The organism is Rhizobium sp. BT-226 (assembly GCF_025847085.2).
GTDB classification, from domain to species: Bacteria; Pseudomonadota; Alphaproteobacteria; order Rhizobiales; family Rhizobiaceae; genus Rhizobium; species Rhizobium sophorae.
Window position 1 is genome coordinate 301,141 of the sequence record NZ_JAOYTI010000005.1, and the last position, 19,160, is coordinate 320,300.

General features: G+C 63.6%; 19 protein-coding genes and 1 pseudogene. 4 read left to right on the top strand and 16 right to left on the bottom strand.

Features of this window, described 5'->3' with window-relative positions; genetic code table 11:
* Window positions 1-3: 3 nt before the first annotated feature.
* Window positions 4-993 carry an ABC transporter substrate-binding protein gene (locus tag OIU37_RS28465; RefSeq protein ID WP_180696830.1) on the bottom strand — a complete coding sequence of 330 codons (990 nt, stop codon included), beginning with the start codon at window positions 991-993 and terminating at the stop codon, window positions 4-6.
* 593 nt (window positions 994-1,586) lie between these two features.
* Between OIU37_RS28465 and OIU37_RS28470 the strand changes: the two are divergent.
* Window positions 1,587-1,707: pseudogene (locus tag OIU37_RS28470) on the top strand (IS6 family transposase); the annotation flags it as partial.
* 97 nt (window positions 1,708-1,804) lie between these two features.
* On the opposite strand, the gene nadC reads toward OIU37_RS28470, so the two are convergent.
* The 8 genes from nadC to OIU37_RS28510 form a co-directional block, all read right to left on the bottom strand.
* Window positions 1,805-2,728 carry a carboxylating nicotinate-nucleotide diphosphorylase gene (nadC, locus tag OIU37_RS28475; RefSeq protein WP_264259354.1) on the bottom strand — a complete coding sequence of 308 codons (924 nt, stop codon included), beginning with the start codon at window positions 2,726-2,728 and terminating at the stop codon, window positions 1,805-1,807.
* Window positions 2,706-4,247, bottom strand: coding sequence for an L-aspartate oxidase (locus OIU37_RS28480; protein ID WP_180696832.1), 1,542 nt, complete (start codon window positions 4,245-4,247; stop codon window positions 2,706-2,708). Before OIU37_RS28480 ends, nadC begins: the two co-directional genes overlap by 23 nt.
* Window positions 4,244-5,215, bottom strand: a complete 972-nt coding sequence (gene nadA / locus OIU37_RS28485; RefSeq protein WP_180696833.1) for a quinolinate synthase NadA — start codon at window positions 5,213-5,215, stop codon at window positions 4,244-4,246. Before nadA ends, OIU37_RS28480 begins: the two co-directional genes overlap by 4 nt.
* A gap of 69 nt (window positions 5,216-5,284) precedes the next feature.
* A complete protein-coding gene (locus OIU37_RS28490; RefSeq protein ID WP_180696834.1) occupies window positions 5,285-6,283 on the bottom strand; it encodes a hypothetical protein in 999 nt (332 codons plus the stop codon).
* Between the two features lie 29 nt (window positions 6,284-6,312).
* Window positions 6,313-7,128 (bottom strand): 3-methyl-2-oxobutanoate hydroxymethyltransferase, encoded by an 816-nt coding sequence (locus OIU37_RS28495; RefSeq protein WP_180696835.1) that lies wholly within the window; start codon window positions 7,126-7,128, stop codon window positions 6,313-6,315.
* Between the two features lie 26 nt (window positions 7,129-7,154).
* The gene (locus OIU37_RS28500) at window positions 7,155-8,381 is read right to left on the bottom strand and encodes an NAD(P)/FAD-dependent oxidoreductase (protein WP_180696836.1); all 1,227 of its coding nucleotides are present in this window, start codon (window positions 8,379-8,381) and stop codon (window positions 7,155-7,157) included.
* A gap of 11 nt (window positions 8,382-8,392) precedes the next feature.
* Complete coding sequence (locus OIU37_RS28505; protein ID WP_028758296.1) at window positions 8,393-8,707, bottom strand: MocE family 2Fe-2S type ferredoxin; 315 nt, start codon at window positions 8,705-8,707, stop codon at window positions 8,393-8,395.
* Window positions 8,708-8,728: 21 nt separating this feature from the next.
* On the bottom strand, window positions 8,729-9,817 hold the full coding sequence (locus OIU37_RS28510; protein WP_264259355.1) for a fatty acid desaturase family protein: 1,089 nt from the start codon (window positions 9,815-9,817) through the stop codon (window positions 8,729-8,731).
* Between the two features lie 133 nt (window positions 9,818-9,950).
* Between OIU37_RS28510 and OIU37_RS28515 the strand changes: the two genes are divergently transcribed.
* Window positions 9,951-10,979: a LacI family DNA-binding transcriptional regulator gene (locus tag OIU37_RS28515; RefSeq protein WP_264259356.1), complete on the top strand. Its 1,029-nt coding sequence runs from the start codon at window positions 9,951-9,953 to the stop codon at window positions 10,977-10,979.
* 160 nt (window positions 10,980-11,139) lie between these two features.
* On the top strand, window positions 11,140-11,952 hold the full coding sequence (locus OIU37_RS28520; protein ID WP_264259357.1) for a TIM barrel protein: 813 nt from the start codon (window positions 11,140-11,142) through the stop codon (window positions 11,950-11,952).
* 21 nt (window positions 11,953-11,973) lie between these two features.
* Here the strand turns inward: OIU37_RS28520 and cobM are convergent, their stop codons facing one another.
* Entirely contained in the window at window positions 11,974-12,732 is a 759-nt protein-coding gene (cobM, locus tag OIU37_RS28525) for a precorrin-4 C(11)-methyltransferase (protein ID WP_180696840.1), read from the bottom strand.
* Window positions 12,733-12,736: 4 nt separating this feature from the next.
* Entirely contained in the window at window positions 12,737-13,969 is a 1,233-nt protein-coding gene (gene cbiE / locus OIU37_RS28530) for a precorrin-6y C5,15-methyltransferase (decarboxylating) subunit CbiE (RefSeq protein WP_264259358.1), read from the bottom strand.
* On the opposite strand from cbiE, the gene OIU37_RS28535 reads away from it, so the two are divergent.
* Window positions 13,968-14,738 (top strand): cobalt-precorrin-6A reductase, encoded by a 771-nt coding sequence (locus OIU37_RS28535; RefSeq protein ID WP_264259359.1) that lies wholly within the window; start codon window positions 13,968-13,970, stop codon window positions 14,736-14,738. The two genes, cbiE and OIU37_RS28535, sit on opposite strands and share 2 nt — an antisense overlap.
* Here the strand turns inward: OIU37_RS28535 and OIU37_RS28540 are convergent.
* The 5 genes from OIU37_RS28540 to cobF all read right to left on the bottom strand — a co-directional run bounded on the left by OIU37_RS28540 (window position 14,702) and on the right by cobF (window position 19,043).
* Window positions 14,702-15,466, bottom strand: a complete 765-nt coding sequence (locus OIU37_RS28540; RefSeq protein WP_264259360.1) for a precorrin-3B C(17)-methyltransferase — start codon at window positions 15,464-15,466, stop codon at window positions 14,702-14,704. The two genes, OIU37_RS28535 and OIU37_RS28540, sit on opposite strands and share 37 nt — an antisense overlap.
* Complete coding sequence (locus OIU37_RS28545) at window positions 15,463-16,194, bottom strand: precorrin-2 C(20)-methyltransferase (RefSeq protein WP_264259361.1); 732 nt, start codon at window positions 16,192-16,194, stop codon at window positions 15,463-15,465. The genes OIU37_RS28540 and OIU37_RS28545 overlap by 4 nt, the downstream gene beginning before the upstream one ends.
* Window positions 16,191-16,823: a precorrin-8X methylmutase gene (locus OIU37_RS28550; RefSeq protein ID WP_264259362.1), complete on the bottom strand. Its 633-nt coding sequence runs from the start codon at window positions 16,821-16,823 to the stop codon at window positions 16,191-16,193. The genes OIU37_RS28545 and OIU37_RS28550 overlap by 4 nt, the downstream gene beginning before the upstream one ends.
* A gap of 2 nt (window positions 16,824-16,825) precedes the next feature.
* Window positions 16,826-18,205 carry a precorrin-3B synthase gene (gene cobG / locus OIU37_RS28555; protein WP_264259363.1) on the bottom strand — a complete coding sequence of 460 codons (1,380 nt, stop codon included), beginning with the start codon at window positions 18,203-18,205 and terminating at the stop codon, window positions 16,826-16,828.
* 73 nt (window positions 18,206-18,278) lie between these two features.
* Entirely contained in the window at window positions 18,279-19,043 is a 765-nt protein-coding gene (gene cobF / locus OIU37_RS28560) for a precorrin-6A synthase (deacetylating) (RefSeq protein WP_264259364.1), read from the bottom strand.
* Window positions 19,044-19,160 lie beyond the last annotated feature (117 nt).

Below are 19,160 nucleotides of genomic sequence, written 5' to 3' on the forward strand. Positions count from 1 at the left end.
CGGTTACTCGGTTACGGCGAAGGTGCGGTTGACCATGGTTTCCGGATCGAGCTTGGCCGGATCGATGTCCTGCGCTTCAGAGACACGGCGCCAGGTTTCGGCGAGGCGGGCGGTTTCGAAGGCACCGAGGCCGTCCTTTTCCGTCACCTCGTTGAAGATCAACGGCAGCGTGTCCTTCAGCGAACCCTGGACATCTTCCGAGCCGAGTTCCGGTACGATGGCGGTGACAGCAGCGGCAGCCTTCTCCGGATTCTCCTTGGCGAATTCGACGGATTTCTTGTAGGCGGCGACAAAGCTGGCGGCGACCTGCGGACGCTTGGCGAGGAAATCGTCGCTGGCGATGAGAGATGCGGAATAAAGCTCGAGCCCGGCTGCCGACCATGGCAGGGCAACGATCTCCTTGCCAGCTTCCTTGCCTTGGTTGCTGTAGCGCGTCAGGTCGGTCATCCAGGCGATGATGCCGTCGGCATTGCCGGTCATCAGCAGCGGGCCGAGTGCACCGGGATCGGCCTTGATGAGCTTGATATCCGCCATGTCGATGCCGGCATCCTTGAGGACCAGCGGCAGGTAGACATTCGACGACGTGAAGGGCGACGTCGCGATCGTCTTGCCCTTGACGTCAGCGACGCTTGCGATCGAACCGCCCTTGGCGACGTAGAAGGCATGCGGCCCCTTGTTGAACAGCGACATGACGGCGGTCACCTTCACGCCTTCATTGGCGCGGGCGGCCATCAGGGCGCCGATATCGGAAATACCGATATCGGAGGACGCGGAGGCAAGGCGCGAGATGGCGTCGGTCGAGCCGCGACCGGAGGCAATCTCCACCTCAAGGCCGGCGTCCGAACAGAAACCTTCCTGAATGCAAACGTAGATCGGCGCCTTGTCGCCACCCGGCAGCCAATCGAGCTGAAAGATCACCTTGTCGGCGGCGGGGGCGGCGCCGGCAGAAAGGGTTGCGGCAAGTGCATAGAAGGCAAGCTTGGTGCGGGACATGGGTCGACCTTTCGCAATTGGTGTTCGGTTTTTAAGGACGGATAGTGATTGGCGACGCGCTCCGGGTCGAAGCCATCCGCGACGAGCCTGGCAATTGCGCAATCGCGTTTTTCAGGACGCTTGCTGCTCAGGCATGCAAAGCAACGCTGCGCGCGAAGGTGATCAGCTCCCGCGTCGATCTCTGCGGATGTCGGGGCGAAATGGCTGGTTTTTCCCTGCATTAGGACACCTCCTCGACAGATTTACCCGTCGAGCAATGTCCAGAACCGAGGCTCAGACCGCTTCTACTCGCAGGTCTTTTGTCTCATGAATATCCGGCGTTCTGCAAGATTTTAAACGCTTCAATTCTTGTGCTGAAAAAACAGGCGAAATTGACGGAATTGAGGTTGAAGTGAGCAGGATCTTCAGCAAGATGATTGAAATAAAAGGAGAAATTCCTCTGCAATCGAGTGGGGCGGCGGCTGAAGAAATAAGCGTTCTAATATTTAGAGCGCTTAGCTCGTAATTTTCTTGTCGCACCTTCAGCTTGCATCTGCGTTTTCCGGCGCATTTTTCTTGTGATCGACCCACATCTGGACGGTTTCAAATGGCGCGCGCCGCGAGTGATGATCACCGACAAGCTTCGATCCTGCGACGCTGCAAAAGCGTGAGATCATGCCCGGCGTTGAACATCGCTCTCACAAGGGCTTGAATAATCGGGTCGATGGCGGCCACGGATGTTATGCCTATTACGACGGTGCCCATCTCGGCGTGATAATCGAGCTGCTGGAATTCGACAGCGAAAAGGAGGCCCAGCCGAAGCGGGCCTAGATCACAGAACCTGTGCGATCCGTTTCGAGCTTGTGTCCGTTGCGATCGCGGCTTCGAGGATATCGAGCCCGATGTCCAGCACCGGCGCGCTGTGCGTCAGCCAGCCGACCGAAATGAGGTCGACGCCGGAAGCCGCGATTGCGGCGGCCGTTACCGGGGTGACCCGGCCGGATGCCTCGGTGATGGCCCGGCCGGCGACGATGGCGACGGCCTCGCGCAGCTGATCCGGCGTCATATTGTCGAGCAGAACGGCGTCGACACCGGTCTCCATCGCTTCGCGTAGCTGATCGAGCGTATCCACTTCGACCTCGATCTTCACCAGATGACCGACGCCTGCCCGCGCTCGGCGGATCGCCTCAGTGACGCTGCCGGCGATGGCGAGGTGATTGTCCTTGATCAGCACCGCGTCATAAAGGGCGAAACGGTGGTTCATACCGCCGCCTGCTCGCACCGCATACTTCTCCAACGCCCTCAGCCCCGGCGTCGTCTTCCGCGTGCAGGCGACGGAAGCCTTGGTGCCGCGGATGGCGGCGGCGATGCCTGCCGTTACCGTGGCGATACCTGAGAGATGGCCGAGGAAATTCAGCGCGGTGCGCTCGCCGCTCAGCAGGCCACGCGACGGGCCTTCGATGGTGGCGATCACGTCGCCGGGCTTGACCGCATCGCCGTCCTGGAGATGGCGGCACATGACGATCTCGGGATCGACGAGGGTGAAGGCGAGTTCGGCGGCATCGAGCCCGGCGATCACGCCCGGCTGGCGGGCCGCCATTACCACCGTCGAGCGGTGATCGTGGGGGATGACCGAGGCCGAGGTGATGTCGCCGGCAAGGCCGAGATCTTCGAGCAGGGCGGCCCGCACCAAGGGTTCGACGATCAGGCGCGGGAGGGGAACGAGGCTCATCTCAGGCACTCCTTGCAAGGGCATAGGGCGGGGTCGCTCGGGCGATCTCCAGAACGTCGGAAAGGCACATCTGGCGCCGGTTGGCGTTGGTGAGCTTCAGCGGAAAATCGGTGCGGGCATGGGCGCCGCGCGATTCCATCCGCAGGCTGGCAAAGACGGCGACCGAGAGCGCGACGATGGCCGGATCGGCGGCAGGGCCGCTGCCTTCGGCAATCGGCAGCAGGGCGGCGATCGCGCCATGAATGGCGCCGGCATTGCGCAGCACGCCGAGATGGCGCGAGACGATCGGCCGCACGAATGACGAATCGGCCGGCGTCGGGAGACTCCCGGCGGAGATGGTGCCGGTACCACTTCCCGGCATGCCTGATATGTTGCGCGCCGCCCGCATGCCCATGACAGCCGCCTCCAGCAGCGAATTGCTGGCAAGCCGGTTTGCGCCGTGCAGGCCGGTCGAGGCCGCCTCTCCCGCGACCCAGAGACCGGGAACCGAGCTGCGGCCATTTGCATCCGTGGCCACACCGCCCATGTGATAGTGAACGGCCGGGCGAACCGGAATGAGGTCTTTCGCCGGATCGATGCCGGCCTCGCCGCAAAGGGCGGAGATGACAGGAAAGCGGGCGGCAAAGCGGCTGCCGAGAGCAGCGCGGGCATCGAGGAAGGCTCGTCCGCCACGGGCGATTTCGGCGCTGATCGCTCGAGCCACCACGTCGCGCGGCGCAAGCTCGGCGCCGGATATGCGGGCCATGAACCGTTCGCCGCGTTCGTTGACGAGCAAAGCCCCCTCGCCGCGCACCGCCTCGCTGACCAACGCCAGCGGCCGGCGGCGTGAATCGAGCGCGGTCGGATGGAACTGGACGAATTCCATATCGGCGAGCGCTGCACCGGCTCTTGCCGCCAGCGCGATCCCCTGGCCGAAATTGCCCATTGGATTGGTGGTCGCGTCGTAAAGCCCGCCGATGCCGCCGGTGGCGAGCACCACCTTCGCTGTCGGCAGAATGACGGCGCCTTTCGCGGTCGCGCAGAGCAGACCGGCGACCTTTTCGCCATCCATCAGAATCCGCCGCGCCTCGAAGCCTTCAAGCACTGATATAGCTGGCGTTTTCATCACCGCCTCGATCAGCGCGGCGATGATCGCCGCACCCGAGCCGTCGCCCTCGGCATGGGCGATACGGTGGCGATTATGGGCCGCCTCCAGCCCGAGCGAGAGTTCGCCGGCGGCATTCCGGTCGAAACGCACGCCGGCTTGCTCCAGCGCGGCGATCGCCGCCGGTGCCTCGGCGATGATGTCGGCGGCGACCACCGGATCGCAGAGCCCGTCACCGGCCGCAAGCGTATCGGCAAGATGCAGCGCCGCGCTGTCGTCGGCGCCGACGCTGGCGGCGATGCCGCCCTGCGCCCAGGCGCTCGACGTCTCCGCGCCAAGGGCCGCGCGGGTGACGATCACGGAGGGTTCAGGCGCCAGTGTCAGCGCGGTCATCAATCCGGCAAGCCCGCTGCCGACGATCACCGTACGTCCGGCAAGATGGTCGAGGACCTCGGTCATATCGCCAGCATCCTCTCGACGGCGCGGCGCGCGGCCACCGCAATTGCCGGATCGACGGTGACCTCGTGGCGGTTCTCCTCGAGGGCGGCGCGGATGTTGGCCAGGGTGATCCGCTTCATATGCGGGCAGAGATGGCAGGGTCGAATGAACTCGACATCGGGATGATGCACGGCGACATTGTCGCTCATCGAGCATTCGGTGAGCAGCACGACCCGCGCCGGCTTCTGCTGGCCGACATAGTCCGACATGACAGCGGTGGAGCCGGCGAAATCGGCTTCGGCCACGACGTCGGGCGGGCATTCGGGATGGGCGAGCACGGTCACGCCCGGATGGTTTTCGCGCAACTGACGCACATCCTCGGCGGTGAAGAGTTCATGCACCTCGCAATGGCCATGCCAGGCGATGATCTCGACATTCGTCTCGCGGGCGACGTTGCGCGCCAGATATTCGTCCGGGATCATCAGCACCTTCGGCACGCCGAGCGATTCTACTACCTGTTTGGCATTGCCCGAGGTGCAGCAGATGTCGGAGGCAGCCTTTACCGCGGCCGAGGTATTGACATAGGTGACGATGGGCACGCCGGGATGGACCTGGCGCAGCAGCGCGATATCCGCGGGCGTGATCGAATCCGCCAGCGAACAGCCGGCGCCGAGATCCGGGATCAGCACGGTTTTCTCGGGGTTCAGCAGCTTGGCGGTTTCAGCCATGAAATGCACGCCGGCAAGCACGATGACGTCGGCGTCGACCTCGATCGCCTTGCGGGCGAGCGCCAGGCTGTCGCCGACGATATCGGCCACGCCGTGGAAGATCTCCGGTGTCTGATAGTTGTGCGCGAGAATGACGGCGTTGCGGCGGCGCTTGAGCTCGAGGATGGCGTCGACGTCATTCTCGAATGTCAGCCATTCGGCTTTGGGAATGACGCGGCTGACACGCTCGTAGAGCGAGGATGCGGAAACAGGATGATTCATGACCGGCTCCTAATTATGCTCTATCTGAGCATATCATAGGCAAAGAGATATTCTCACGGTGAGCATATGTCAATTGCGAGAGAGCGGTAATTTTGTTCCGGCCAGCGCCCGTTCTTCGAGCACGGTGTGGCGGAAGCGGAAAAGCTTGGCCGGCCGGCCGCCGGTTTCGCTTTCGGTTCGGCCGGTTTCCTCGACCAGTTCCTGCTGTTCGATGAGGCGGCGGAAATTCTGCTTGTGCAGCGTCAGTCCCGCCAAGGCCTCGATGGTGCGCTGCAGCCTCAACAGCGTAAAACTCTCCGGCATCAGCTCGAAGACGACGGGGCGGTATTTGATCTTGGCGCGTAGCCGGGCGATACCGGTCGCGAGAATACGCCGGTGATCGGCAAACATTGCGCGGCCGAGATTGGCCTCCGCGTCGCATCCGGCTTCCGCGACGAGCCTTGCTTCGTAAAGCAGTTCGTAGCGCTGCAGCGCCAGATCCTCGTTCCAGCCGCCGCCGTCGAGGCCGAAGGTGAAATCCGCCCGGCGATGGCGATGGTCACGCCTTGCCGGATCGGCATCGGCCCAGTTCCTCAGGCGCGCCATGATCTCGTCAAGCACGGCCGGCCGGCCCTGCCGGTGGTCTTCCCAGGGGAAATATTCGTACCAGCCATGCCATCCCGGCCGGCCGGCGCCCGACTGCTCGTTTACGAGGCCGAGATAACTGATCGAGATCGTCCGCCCGCCCGGGATGTCGTTGTTCCGGTCGCGGTCGGCGAAGGTGTAGAGCTGTTCGAGATAACCGACGGGATGCTCCGTCTGCTCCTGCACCCATTCGCGCAAGCCCGACTGCAGGGTGCGATGCCCCATCTCGAAAGGGCCTGACGGCAGCGCATTGCCGGAACGGATGGTCATGACGCGCGGTTCGTCCTCCGTCACCGCGACGAGCACCGCAATCAATTCCGCATGCGCAAAGCCGATCGTCACAGGGGACCGAATACTCCGTTCCGAATGAATCGAACGGATAATTCCTGACACAGGCCGGGACGGAAGCCAATGGAGAGGAAGCGCCTTTGCGGCGCTTCCCACATCATCGAGACAAGAGAGCGCGTTTGCCCTTAGCTATTGCCCGTCTCACTTCTCAGCCTGTCCAGGAAAACCTTCAGCTCCGCCTCGTCGATGCCGACGTTGTGGCGCTTTTCCGGATAGGCGCCGGTCCGGACATCCTCGGCGAACTCCGTGAAGGCGGCGATGCGTTCGCGCTGCAGCCGATCGTGTTCGGCGGCGAAATTGCGATAGACCTTGGCATGGCGGGGATAGTGATCACGATTGGCGCCGAGCACGTCGTCGGCGAAGAGATATTGGGCGTCGCAGCCGCTGCCGGCGCCCATGGAGATCATCAGCATCGAGGTGTTGCTGCTGATGGCGGCAGCGACATCGCCCGGCACGACTTCGATTTCGGCGGCGAAGGCGCCGGCCTCTTCCAGGGCCTTGGTCTGCCGCCAGATCTCGGCCGCACTTGCCGCCGTCTTGCCGACGGCGCGGAAGCCGCCGGTCCAGGTCGCCTTGGACGGGATCAGCCCGAGATGGCCACAGACTGGGATGCCCTCGTCGCGCATGCGCCGGATCGTCTGGAGGCTGGCGGCGCAATAGACCGCATCGCCGCCCGCCTTCAATGCCGCGAAGGCGGCACGCAGATAGTCCTCGGCCGAGACGTGATCGCCATATTCGAGCCCCGGAATGGCAAAGAGCGTGGGGGCGATCTCGCGAAAGACCGGCCCGAGCAGCGAGGGCGGCACGGAGACGATGTCGATGCCGGCCTTTTCGGCGGCGTCCGCCTCCTCCAGCGAGGTGACGCGCAACATGGTGAGCTGGCGCTTGCCCTTTTCCGCAAGCAGATCGGCAACGGTTGCGCGTCTATGTTTTTTCATCATCAATTCCTTTGAAAATATCGGGCGGCTCAGGCGGCCAGCAGGGATTTCAGCTTGATGTCGCTGGCTGCGAGTGCTGCCGGGTTCGGATGGGCGCGCGCGGCGATCAGCATTTCGGCGAGGCGGATGTCGCGTGCCACCGCATTGCCCGGCCCGATGCCGCTTGCAGCGATCAATCGTCCGCCAGCGTCGAGATGGAAGAGAATGAAGGCGCCTGCGCCGAGCTCGCGGCGCTGATGCGTGATGGCTCCTTCAGCAAGGCCTGATATCTGCAGCGTCATGTCGTATTGATCCGACCAGAACCACGGCACCGCCGAAACGGCCTCGTTAAGGCCGAGCATGTTGGCCGCGGCCAATGTGCCCTGCTCCTGGGCATTGCGCCAGGATTCGAGCCGCACCCGCCGGCCACCATAGATCGACAGCGGAAAGGAGCAGCAATCGCCAGCGGCAAAGACATCTGGTGCGGAGGTCTGGAGATAGGTGTCGACGGCAATGCCATTGTCGATGGTAAGGCCCGCTCTTTCGGCGATCTCGATATTCGGCCGTGCACCGATGCCGACAAGGACGAGATCGGCTTCGACCACCTCGCCGGTCGACAATCTGATCAGGGCTTTTCCGTTTTCCTCAGTCAGCGTCTCGATGGAGACACCGCAGCGGATATCGACGCCCTCGGCGCGATGGCGCTCGGTGAGCAGATGGGCGATCTCCGCCGGCACGCCACGCTTTAGCACGCGTTCCAGCCCCTCGATGACGGTGACCTCGGCACCGAGCAGCCGCGCCGTGGCCGCAAGTTCCAGTCCGATGAAGCCGCCGCCGATGATGGCGATATGCTTCCCCGGCTTCATGACATCGCGCAATGCCGCCGCATCGTGATGCGTCCGCAGCGAACGAATATGTCGGCTGCCTTCCGATGCGCCGGGGAATGACCGCGCGGCCGCACCCGTCGCAAGCAGAAGCTTGTCGTAGGAAAGCACGGTGCCGTCCGAAAGCGTGACGGTCCTGGATGCGGTATCGAGATCCTTTGCCTCGAGGCCGGTCAGCAGCCGGATGCCGTTTTCGGCGTATTTTTCCGCCGCGGCGATGAATTTCGGATCGCCCGCATCGGTGGAGCCGGCCTTCGAAAGCGGCGGCCGTTCATAAGGCGGAAGAGGCTCGGCGCCAACCAGCGTGATCTCGCCGTCAAAACCCTTTTCCCGCAAGGCGAAGGCGGCGCGCGCCCCGCATTCGCCTGCGCCCAGGATAACGAAATGTGTCACAGCAGCCTCCCTCAGAGCGAGATGAAGACGGCGCCGTCTTCGATCTTGACCGGATAGGTCTTGAGATTGACGCAGACCGGCGCACCCTTGGCTTCGCCCGTCTTGTAGTTGAAGCGGCCGTTATGTTTCGGACATTCGATGATCTCATCCATGACGAGCCCGTCGGCGAGATGGATATGTTCATGCGTGCAGAGCCCGTCGGTGGCGAAGAATTCGTCGTCCGGGCTGCGATAGACCGCGAAGGTGCGCCCGTCGTGATCGAAGCGGATGACATCCTCTTCGTCGATCTCGTCCTTGCCGCAGACCTGGATCCAGTTTCCGCTCATCTTGTCCTCCCTCGATTGTGATTATTGCGCGGCCGGAGCCAGCTCGTTGTGGAATTCTTCGCGATAGGGCCGCGCGGTGGCCGGCAATTCGCGCTTCAGGAAATAATCCTCGTTGCGCAGTTGGCGCAGGAAGGCCGGGATCATCTCGCGGTAGCCGGACAGGATCGACGCGTTCGGCGCCGGCAGGTCGTGCTTGATCATCGCGTGCAGCTGGGGCAGCGCGTGGTAGGGCACCATCGGAAACATGTGATGTTCGACGTGGTAGTTCATGTTCCAGTAGATGAAGCGGCTGATGGGGTTCATGTAGACCGTACGGCTGTTCAGCCGGTGGTCGATGACATTGTCGGCAAGACCGCCATGCTGCAGCAGTCCGGTCAGCACATGGTGCCAGGCGCCGTAGAGGCGCGGCAGGCCGATCAGCATCAGCGGCAGGAGCGAGCCCATGGCGATGGCGGCTGCGATCGTCGCGACATAGATCGCCAGCCAGATGCGGGCGAAACGGATCGCTTTTGGCTGCTCCATCTCCGGGATGAAGGTCTTTTCCGCCGCGCTGACGCCGCCAAAGGCATTGCGCAGCATGTCGACGACCGCATGCCAGGCGTCGAGGATGCCGAAGAAATTGAGCACCAGCCGGAAGAGGTCCGGCGGCCGCATGACGGCGATCTCGGGATCGCGGCCGACGATCACCGTATCGGTATGATGGCGCGCATGGCTCCAGCGCCAGGTCACCGGATTGCGCATGATCATGAAGCAGGCGATCTGGTAGACGGCATCGTTCATCCAGCGCGTCTTGAAGGCGGTGCCGTGACCGCATTCGTGCCAGCGGCTATCCGAAGCCGAGCCGTAGAGCACGCCGTAAGCGAGGAAGAAGGGCAGCGCGATCCACGAGCCCCAGAAATAGATGCCGAGCCCGGCCAAGATCGCCATGCTGCCGAGCCAGATGACGGTGTCACGGATCGCCGGCGCATCGGAGCGCTGCATCAGCGCCTTCATCTCCTTGCGGGGAATGTCGGTGTGATACCATTCGGCTGCCGCCAGCCCCGTCTCGACGGCGGTGCGGCCGCTTTCGCCGAGCAGGTCGTAGTCACGCTTCTTTGTCTGGGTCGCCATTATCCGCCTCCCGCTATGCCCTTGCCTGGGAGAATAGGTTGACTTTGGCGGGCGCTCAATGCAGGCTTGATATAATCTATCAAAAGCCATCATGAATGGCTTGCATTCATGATTGAATCCATCAGGAACGCCCATGCGCCGTCCCACCATATCCGATCTCGCCCGCGCCTCCGGCGTCAGCGTCGCCACCGTCGACCGTGTTCTCAATGCGCGCCACCGGGTGCGAGAGGAAACAGCGCGACGGGTCTATGATGCGGCGCAATCGATCGGCTATCACGCTGTCGGGCTGATCAAGCAGCGCGTCTTCGAGGATCTGCCGCAATACAAGCTCGCCTTCCTGCTGCAGAAGCCGATGCAGCCCTTCTATCAGAGCTTCGTGCGTGAGATCGAAACCGCAGCGCGCGCGCTGACGTCCGCGCGCATCCAGACGCAGATCGACTTTCCGTCAGCCGCGACACCGGCTGCGATCGTCGAAAAGATCAAGACGCTCGGCGCCCGCAACCAGGCTGTTGCTCTCGTCGGTCCGGATTATCCGGCGGTAACGACGGCGGTCGAAGAGCTGAAGGAGCGCGGCATTCCGGTGTTTTCCCTGCTCTCCGATCTCGCCACCGGCGTGCGCGACGCCTATGTCGGCGTCAACAACCGCAAGGTCGGGCGCACCGCCGCCTGGACGATCGCGCGCACGGCGAAGAAGCCCGGCAAGGTTGCCTGTTTCGTCGGCAGCCACCGCTTTCACGGCCATGAGCTGCGGGAAATCGGCTTCCGCTCCTATTTTCGCGAGAATGCGCCGGAGTTCGATGTCGTCGACACGCTTATCAATCTCGAGACTGCCGAAATCACCCATGAGGCGACGTTGACGCTGCTGCAGAAACATTCCGATCTCGTCGGCCTCTATGTCTGCGGCGGCGGCATGGAGGGGGCGATCTCGGCGTTCCGCGAAGAAGGCGTCGGCGGCAAGATCGTGCTCGTGGTCAACGAGTTGACCCCCGACAGCAAAGCCGGTCTTGCCGACGATATCGTCGCCATGGCGATCGGGACCCCCCTGCCCGCCCTCTGCAAGGAGCTGATGGTGCTGATGACCAGCGCCATCGAAAACGGCGAAACGGCGGTTCCCGGGCAGCTCTTCCTGCCTTTCGATATTCATATTTCTGAGAACATCTAACAATGATGGAATTCCGTCATTTCGTTGGAAATTCTCTCAGCAATGAAAGCGAGCGCCGGCAATGACGGATGGATTGCGACGCGAATTCCGATAGAGATTCGCTGACCCATTCACGAGGACTGCTCCGCCGTGACGCGGAGATCAGGAGGAGATATCAATCATGACTACGATCCGTTTTGCGCTCAACCACATGGCCGCACCGTCGCTCGCCATCGACGACTTTTTCGCACTGGCCAGATCGCTCGGCATCGATGCCGTCGAGATCCGCAACGACCTTTCCGGCAATGCCATCCTTGACGGCACCAAGCCCGAAGCGATCAAGGAGGCTGCCGCCCGCCATGGGCTGACGATCATCTCGATCAATGCCCTGCAGTGCTTCAACGAGTGGAACGCGACAAGGGCGGCCGAAGCGCAGGAACTGATCGATTATGCCAGCGCGTCGGGCGCCAAGGCGCTCGTCCTCGTGCCGAAGAACGACGGCACGGGCTGCGCCGATGGCGAACGGCAGGTCAATCTGCGCCAGTCTTTGGCCGCGCTGAAGCCGATGCTCGAGAAAGCCGGCATTATCGGTCTCGTCGAGCCGCTCGGTTTCGAGATCTGCTCGCTGCGCTCGAAGACCGAGGCGGCCGAGGCGATCAAGGAACTCGGCGCGGAATCGACCTTCAGGCTTGTCCACGATACTTTCCACCATCACCTTGCCGGCGAAGCCGCGACCTTCCCTGAGCTCTCCGGCCTCGTGCACATCTCGGGCGTCAGCGACCACGCGGTTTCCGTTGCCGATATGCGCGATTCCCATCGCGTGCTCGTCGACGGCGACGACCGGCTCGACAATGCCGGGCAGATCAAGGCGTTACTGCAGGCGGGCTATGCCGGCCCGTTCTCCTTCGAGCCCTTCGCAGCGGAAGTTCATGCGCTGAAGGATCCGGCCGGCGCGCTTCGCGCCAGCATGGAGTATCTCGGCGCGCGGGTCTAAAAGCCGCGCGGTCGCTTGACGCTACTCTCTACCTCTGAACCGACGCTGATAGGCAGGATTGTAGAGCGAGCTTTCGCGGAAATCTTCCACTGCCAGCGATGGGCCGACGAAGATGATCGCCGTGCGTTCGATCGGTTCGGCCGCAACCTTTGCCTCGATATCGGCGAGCGTGCCGCACAGGATGCGCTCGTCCGGCCAGGAGGCCTTGACGATGATGGCGACCGGGCAGTCGACGCCGTAAAGCGGCGTCAATTCTTCCACCACTTGCTTCAGCGCGTGGATGGCCAGATGGATCGCCAGCGTGGCGCCCGTCGCGCCGAATTTTGCCAGCGTCTCGTCGTTGGGCATTGGTGACGCGCGGCCGGAAACGCGGGTCAACACCAGGCTTTGCGCCACGGCGGGGATCGTCAGCTCTCGGCCGAGGGCTGAGGCTGCGGCGGCGAAGGCCGGAACGCCTGGCGTCATCGTATAGTCGATGCCGTGTTTTTGCAGCCGGCGCACCTGTTCGGCGACCGCACTCCAGACCGAGAGATCGCCGGAATGCAGCCGGGCGACATCCTGGTCGGCCGCGGCAGCGCGAAGATATTCTGCCTCGATCTCGTCGAGCGACATCGGCGCCGTATCGACGATGCGTGCGCCCGGCGGGCAATATTGCAGCAGTTCGGGCGAAACGATCGAGCCGGCATAAAGGCAGACCGGGCATCGGGTGATGAGATCGCGGCCACGAACCGTGATCAGATCCGCAGCACCTGGCCCCGCGCCGATAAAATGCACCGTCATCTCGTCATCCTTTCGTCCACCGCCACTGCGTCACGGGCATCGCCGGCCGCCAGCCGCTCATGCCGCCGACAGGCTGTGCGCGCGATATCTCGATCCGTGTGAGGAAGCCGCCGCGTTTTGCATGTTCGGCGAGCAGCGCCGCCTCCATTTCCAGCGTCACCGCGTTGGCAACCAGCCGCCCTCCCCGCTTCAGCGCGGCAATCGCAGTGTCGATAACACCCTGCTCACTGCCGCCACCGCCGAGGAAGATCACATCCGGTTCCGGCAGACCCTTCAGCGCATCGGGTGCTGCACCTTCGATGACGGCAAGATGCGGCACGCCGAAAGCGAACGCGTTGCGGGCGACACGTGCGGCCCGCTCCGGCGACTGCTCGACGGCGATCGCCTTCAGGCTGGGATCGGCCAGCATCCATTCGATGCCGATCGATCCCGAGCCTGCACCGATATCCCAGAGCAGTTCGCCGTGACGCGGGCCAAGCGCCGAAAGCGTCATTGCCCGGATTTCGCGCTTGGTGATCTGCCCGTCATGTTCGAACAGCTCGTCCTCGAGCCCTGGGGCAAAAGGCAGAATGCGAGCCCCCTCCCCTGCCGCAACATCAACCGCGCAGACATTGAGGGGATCGATGTTCAGAAGATCGAAATCCGCAGCCACTGCACTTCTCAGCCGTTCCCGAGCGCCGCCAAGCGCCTCGATCACGGTAAGCTGCGACTGACCGAAGCCGGTAGCGGCCAACAGGGCAGCCAGGTCGCCTGGCCCCTTTTCGTCCGAAGTCAGCGCGAGGATGCGTCGGCCGGGGTGCAGATGCGGCCGGATCAGGTCGATCGGCCGTCCATGCAGCGAGATCGTCGCGACCTCCTGTAGCGGCCAGCCAAGGCGGGACGCGGCAAGGCTGAAGGCCGAGGGTGCGGGGATGGTGCGCATCTCTTCCGCCGCCACGTAGCGGGAGAGCGTTGCGCCGACGCCATAAAGAAACGGGTCGCCGGAGGCGAGCACGACAACAGGTTTGCCGCGCCTTTTAACGATGGCCTCGACCGAGCGCTCGAACGGGCTCTGCCAGGAAAGCCTTTCGCCTGTGATCAGCGATGCAGCGAGTGCATGATGCCGCGCGCCACCGAAGACGGCAGGTGCGGCCGCGATCAGCCTCTTCGCCTCCTCACCCAACCCTTCTGGACCATCTTCGCCGATGCCGATAATAGTCAGCCAGCGCTGGCCGGACGCAGGAGAGACATCAGACATGGGAAGACCCCGCATCCTGATCCTTGGCGGCACCAGCGAGGCGCGGCTGCTGGCTGAGGCGCTCGCGGGGCGTGATGATTGCGATGTTCTTCTGTCGCTTGCCGGCCGCACCGAAAAACCGGCCGCGCAGCCTGTTCCGGTTCGTATCGGCGGTTTCGGCGGCGCTGCCGCACTTGCCGATTTCCTGAAGGCCGGCGGATGTGACCTGTTGATCGACGCCACCCACCCTTTCGCCGAGCGCATTTCGGCCAATGCCGCTTTCGCGGCTGAGACCACCGGCATTGCTGCCATCGCTTTGCGCCGTCCCGAATGGCAACGCCGGCCGGGCGATCGCTGGCGGGAGGTGCGGAGCATTCCGGCTGCCATCGAAGCGCTTGGCCCCTCCCCCCGCCATGTCTTCCTGGCGACGGGCCGGCAGGGCGCGCATCATGCGCAAGCCGCACCGCAACATCACTATCTCGTCCGCAGCGTCGATCCCATCGAACCGGCGCTTGCGCTTGATAATGTCGATTATGTCCTCGAGCGTGGTCCGTTCACGCTGGACGGTGAATGCGATCTGCTGAGGCAGCACGACATCGACGCCATCGTCGCCAAGAACAGCGGCGGTGCCGCCACCTATGCGAAGATCGAGGCAGCCCGCCTGCTCGGTATCGAGGTGATGATGGTCGCGCGCGCGCCGGCCTCGAACGTCAAGGCGGTCGACACTGTCGAGGCAGCGCTGGCGGCGATCGATCACCTGTTTCCTCCCGCCATGAAACGCGGCGTATAGATGAGGTCCAGCCGGCCTGGCCGCGTGACGATGCGTGTCTCGGCGGAGCCGATGATGATGCAGGTCGCCATATCGGCAATCGACGCGTCCGCGTCTGACAGCTGCTGGACTGCGATGCGCTCATCCGGCCGCCCGGCCGCCCGCCCGAAAATAACCGGCGTTGCTGGGGGCAGATGGTCACGCAACAGCTTGAAGGCGTCGCCGAGCTGCCAGGGCCGCGCCCGGCTGATCGGATTGTAGAGAGCGATGACAAAGCCTGCCTTCGCCGCCAGCTCGAGACGTTTTTCTATTATATTCCAAGGCTTTAGATTGTCGGATAACGAGATGGCGCAGAAATCGTGGCCAAGCGGCGCGCCTGCTCTTGCCGCCACGGCCAGCATCGCCGTGATGCCGGGCAGGATGGTGAGATCGACCGCGCGCCAGCCGGCCGGCCCATTCTCGATCGCTTCGCAGACCGCAGCAGCCATGGCGAAGACGCCGGGGTCGCCGCCGGAGACGACGCAGACCTTGGCTCCATCCGCTGCCATGGCAAGGGCTGCCCCTGCCCTGCCGAGCTCCTCACGATTGTCCGAGGCATGCCGCAGCTGATCGTCGCGGAGCTGCAGCCTGTCGAGATAGGGTCCGTAGCCGAAGAAATCGGTTGCCTGGTCGACGACGGCGAGCGCCTCCGGTGTCATCTGCTCGGGATTGCCGGGACCGGTGCCGATCACGAAAAGCCTGCCGCTCATCGGCTCGCCTCCCAGCCCGGCACCAGCACGAGCGAAAAATACGGTGCATCGCCGTCGGTCCGGTCGGCAAGCTTTTCCATCGCCGCATTCGCCATGGTGCCGCGCTCGACATAGACGGCTTCCTCAAGCCGGCCGGCCGCCGCTAAGGCCCGGCGGATCTTCGGCAGGTTGCGGCCGACCTTCATGATGACGGCGGCTTGCGTATCGGCAAGGCGGCGTGTCAGCTCGGTCTCGGCCATCGTACCGGGCAGTACGGTAAGGACGTCGTCGCCCTGGACGATCGGCATGCCCGCCAGTGACCAGCAGCCCGACATGGCGCTGATGCCCGGGATCACTTCCGTCGGGTACCGCGTGGAAAGCCTGACATGCAGGTGCATATAGGAGCCGTAGAAGAGCGGATCGCCTTCGCTGAGAACGGCGACAGTCAGCCCGGCATCGAGATGCCCGGCAACAGCTTTGGCAGACAGATCGTAGAATTGGGTGATCAGCCTCTGGTAGCGTTCGTCGTTCTTGTCGATCTCGGTCGTCACTGGATAGTAGAGCGGCAGCAGCGTCACCCCGGATTTCAGCAGCGGCTCGACGATCGCCTTGCCGTTGCCGCCCCTGCCCTGCTTGGCGAAATAGGCGATCACATCCGCGCCTTCGATGGCGCGCACGGCTTTGAGTGTGAGGAGCTCCGGATCGCCGGGACCCGTGCCGACGCCGATAAGACGGCCGCTTGTCGTCATAGGCCCGGCCTCGCCAAAGCATTGATGGCGGCTGCCGTCATGGCGCTGCCGCCGAGCCGGCCGCGGACGATGGCAAAGGGTACGCCATAGGAGTTTTCCGCCAATGCATCCTTCGATTCCGCCGCGCCGACGAAACCCACGGGCATGCCGAGGATCGCCGCCGGTTTCGGGGCGCCGTCGCGCAGGAGTTCGAGCAGATGGAAGAGGGCGGTCGGTGCATTGCCGATCGCGACAACGCTGCCGCCGAGCCGATCGAGCCAGAGATGCATGGCGGCGGCAGAGCGCGTATTGCCGGTCTCGCGCGCAAGCTCCGGTGTCGCGGGATCGCGCAGCGTGCAGATCACCTCGTTCAGCGCCGGCAGCCGCGCCCGGGTCACGCCCTGAGATACCATCTCCGCGTCGCAGAAGATCGGCGCGCCGCCCTTCAGCGCTTCGCGCGCCGCGCCGACGAAATCGGCCGAGAACAGGAAATGCTCCGCCGCCTCGACCAGCCCGCAGGCATGGATCATGCGCACGGCGATTTCGGCTTGGTCTTCGGTGAAGCGCGAAAGATCGGCCTCGGCACGGATGATGGCAAAGGAACGCTCGTAGATCGCATCGCCGCTGCGGATATAATCGTAGTCTGGCATTCCTATTCCTGTCGCAGCGCCTTCGAAACGCCGGTTGCGCCAAGCCGTGTAAGGCAGGCGGCGGTCGATTCGCCAGCGTCTTTGTTGTCTTCGATGGCCCGGGCGAGCCTCTCTATAGCGAAATCGATCCGACCGCCAGCGATCCGTTCGTCCGGCTGATCCGCCGCAAGCCCATTGAGGATGAGGCCATAACCTTCCGCGGAGCCCGTCAGGGTCAGCGCCGGCCGGGCATGAGCGCAGCCCTTGGCACAGCCGGATAGATGAAGTGTCAGCGAACCATCGAAAAGGGCAGGTGCCGCGGCAATGAGCCGGCGCGCCAGGGTCCGCGTCTCGTAGAAGGCCGAGCCGCAGGCGCCGGCGCCGGCGCAGGCGGCGATATGCTCGGTATTCTCGCCGGGCTGGGTGCTGAAGCCATGTCTGGCTGCAGCGATCTGCATAGCCGGCACTGTATCGGCGGAAAGCCCGATGAAGAAAAAACCGCGACCGGGCGCAAGCCGGATGGTTGTTGCGCCACGAGCATTCGCCAGGTCAAGCAAGGCGATCAGATCAGAGGCTCTCATCTGCCCGAATTCCGGCCGGACGCCGAGTATGGTTTTGCCGTCCTCAAGCCTGTGCGAGCCGGCAAGCGGCATCCCTGCCGCGCGGGACGAAATGAATTGAATGTCATCCATTGCGGGAAAACGCGCCCGCAGAAGCGCCGGATCGATATCCCTTGCCCGCCTGCCCTGCCCCAGGGTCGCCAACAAGCTCAGAATTTCGCCAACGGCCGATATCGCAGCCTCCGTGGGACCGATGGCGACCGGCATTGCAGTTTCACCGTCGCCATTGATCGCGACAAGCCAATCTGTGGGGGATTGCGCGACGATACGGATATCGGCGGACAGCGCTGACAAGCCGAAGGCTCCGCCACCGTCAACGACGAGCGAGAGCTTTGGCGCGAGCCGCGGCGAGGCAAGCAGATCGTGGAGCGTGCTGCGCAAGGCCATTTCCATAGCGGCCGGATCGCTTCTCTCCTCCGGGTCGATGCCGTGCAGCGGCGATGTCTCGATCGCCGGCCCGTCCGGCACGGTGATCCCGGCGGCATCGATATCAGCGGCGAGCTGTCCGACCGTCTCAGCCCGAAGGCCTCGGATCTGCAGATTGCCGCGGGCAGTGATTTCCAGAATGCCGTTTCCATGTGCTGCGGCAGAGCGGGCAAGGCTTGCGAATTGCGACGGCGTCAACGCGCCGCCGGCCGGCCGCAGCCGTACCAGCAAACCGTCGCCGGTCGGCGTGGGCGCCGCAAGGGCGGGGCAGGCGCCGCGTCTACGCATCGCCGTCGGGCGACCGCGCAGATCCGCCTCGCCTGTCCTGTCGCTCGCCTTTGCGGCCTTAATGCTCATTCTCGATCCTCTGGCCACTTCTTACATGATCGCAGCCGGGCCGGCAAAGCATGCTGGAAGCGCTTCGAACTGGCTATTCGTCGAAATCCCGGCCCTTGCGCAGGAGATAGATGTCCATGATCCAGCCGTGCCGCTGCCTGGCCTCGGCCCTGAGCGTCAGAATGTCGGTAGCAATGTCGCCAAGTCGTCCTGATCTGACGATCTCGTCCTTGGTACCGAGATAGGCGCCCCAGAAGATCTCGGCGTCGGGATCGTCGATCTTGGCAAAAGCCTGTTCGCCGTCAAGCATGACGACGGTGCTGTCGGCCAGAAGTCCGTCCTGCGCCAGCCTGCGGCCTGTGGTGACTTCGATCGGTTTGCCGACGAGGTTGACCGGGATCCTGTGGCTGGCCGCCAGCGCCTGGATGCTGGTGATGCCGGGAATGACGCTGTAGTCGAAAGCCACGCGGCCTTCCCGGCGCACGCGTTCGATGATGCGGATCGTGCTGTCGTAGAGACTGGGATCGCCCCAGACGAGAAAGGCGCCGCTGCCATCATCCGGGAGACCGGAGATCAGTTCTCCATAGATGCGGGCAATCTCGCCATGCCAGGTGTCGACGCTCTGCACATAGGTCTTGTCTGCCGTCTGCCTTTGCGGCACTGCGAATTCTGAAATCCTGCCGGCCGGCTGGGAGATATAGCGTTCGCAGATCTCCCGCCGGATCTCGGCGAGCTCTTCCTTGCCGGCGCCCTTGACTGGCAGGAAGACCATGTCGGCCGCGTTCATCGCGTTGATTGCCTGTATGGTGAGGTGCTCCGGGTTGCCCGTGCCGATGCCGATGATATTGATATGCTTCAAGCGGATACTCCCCGTTGAGTCCTGGCGGTCTTGCCGAAAAAGCCTGGTCGTCGCAAGTGCTGAACGGGAGTTGGCCGCGGCCAACCGGGCCTGTGGGTGGCATCTGAGCCCTGTTGT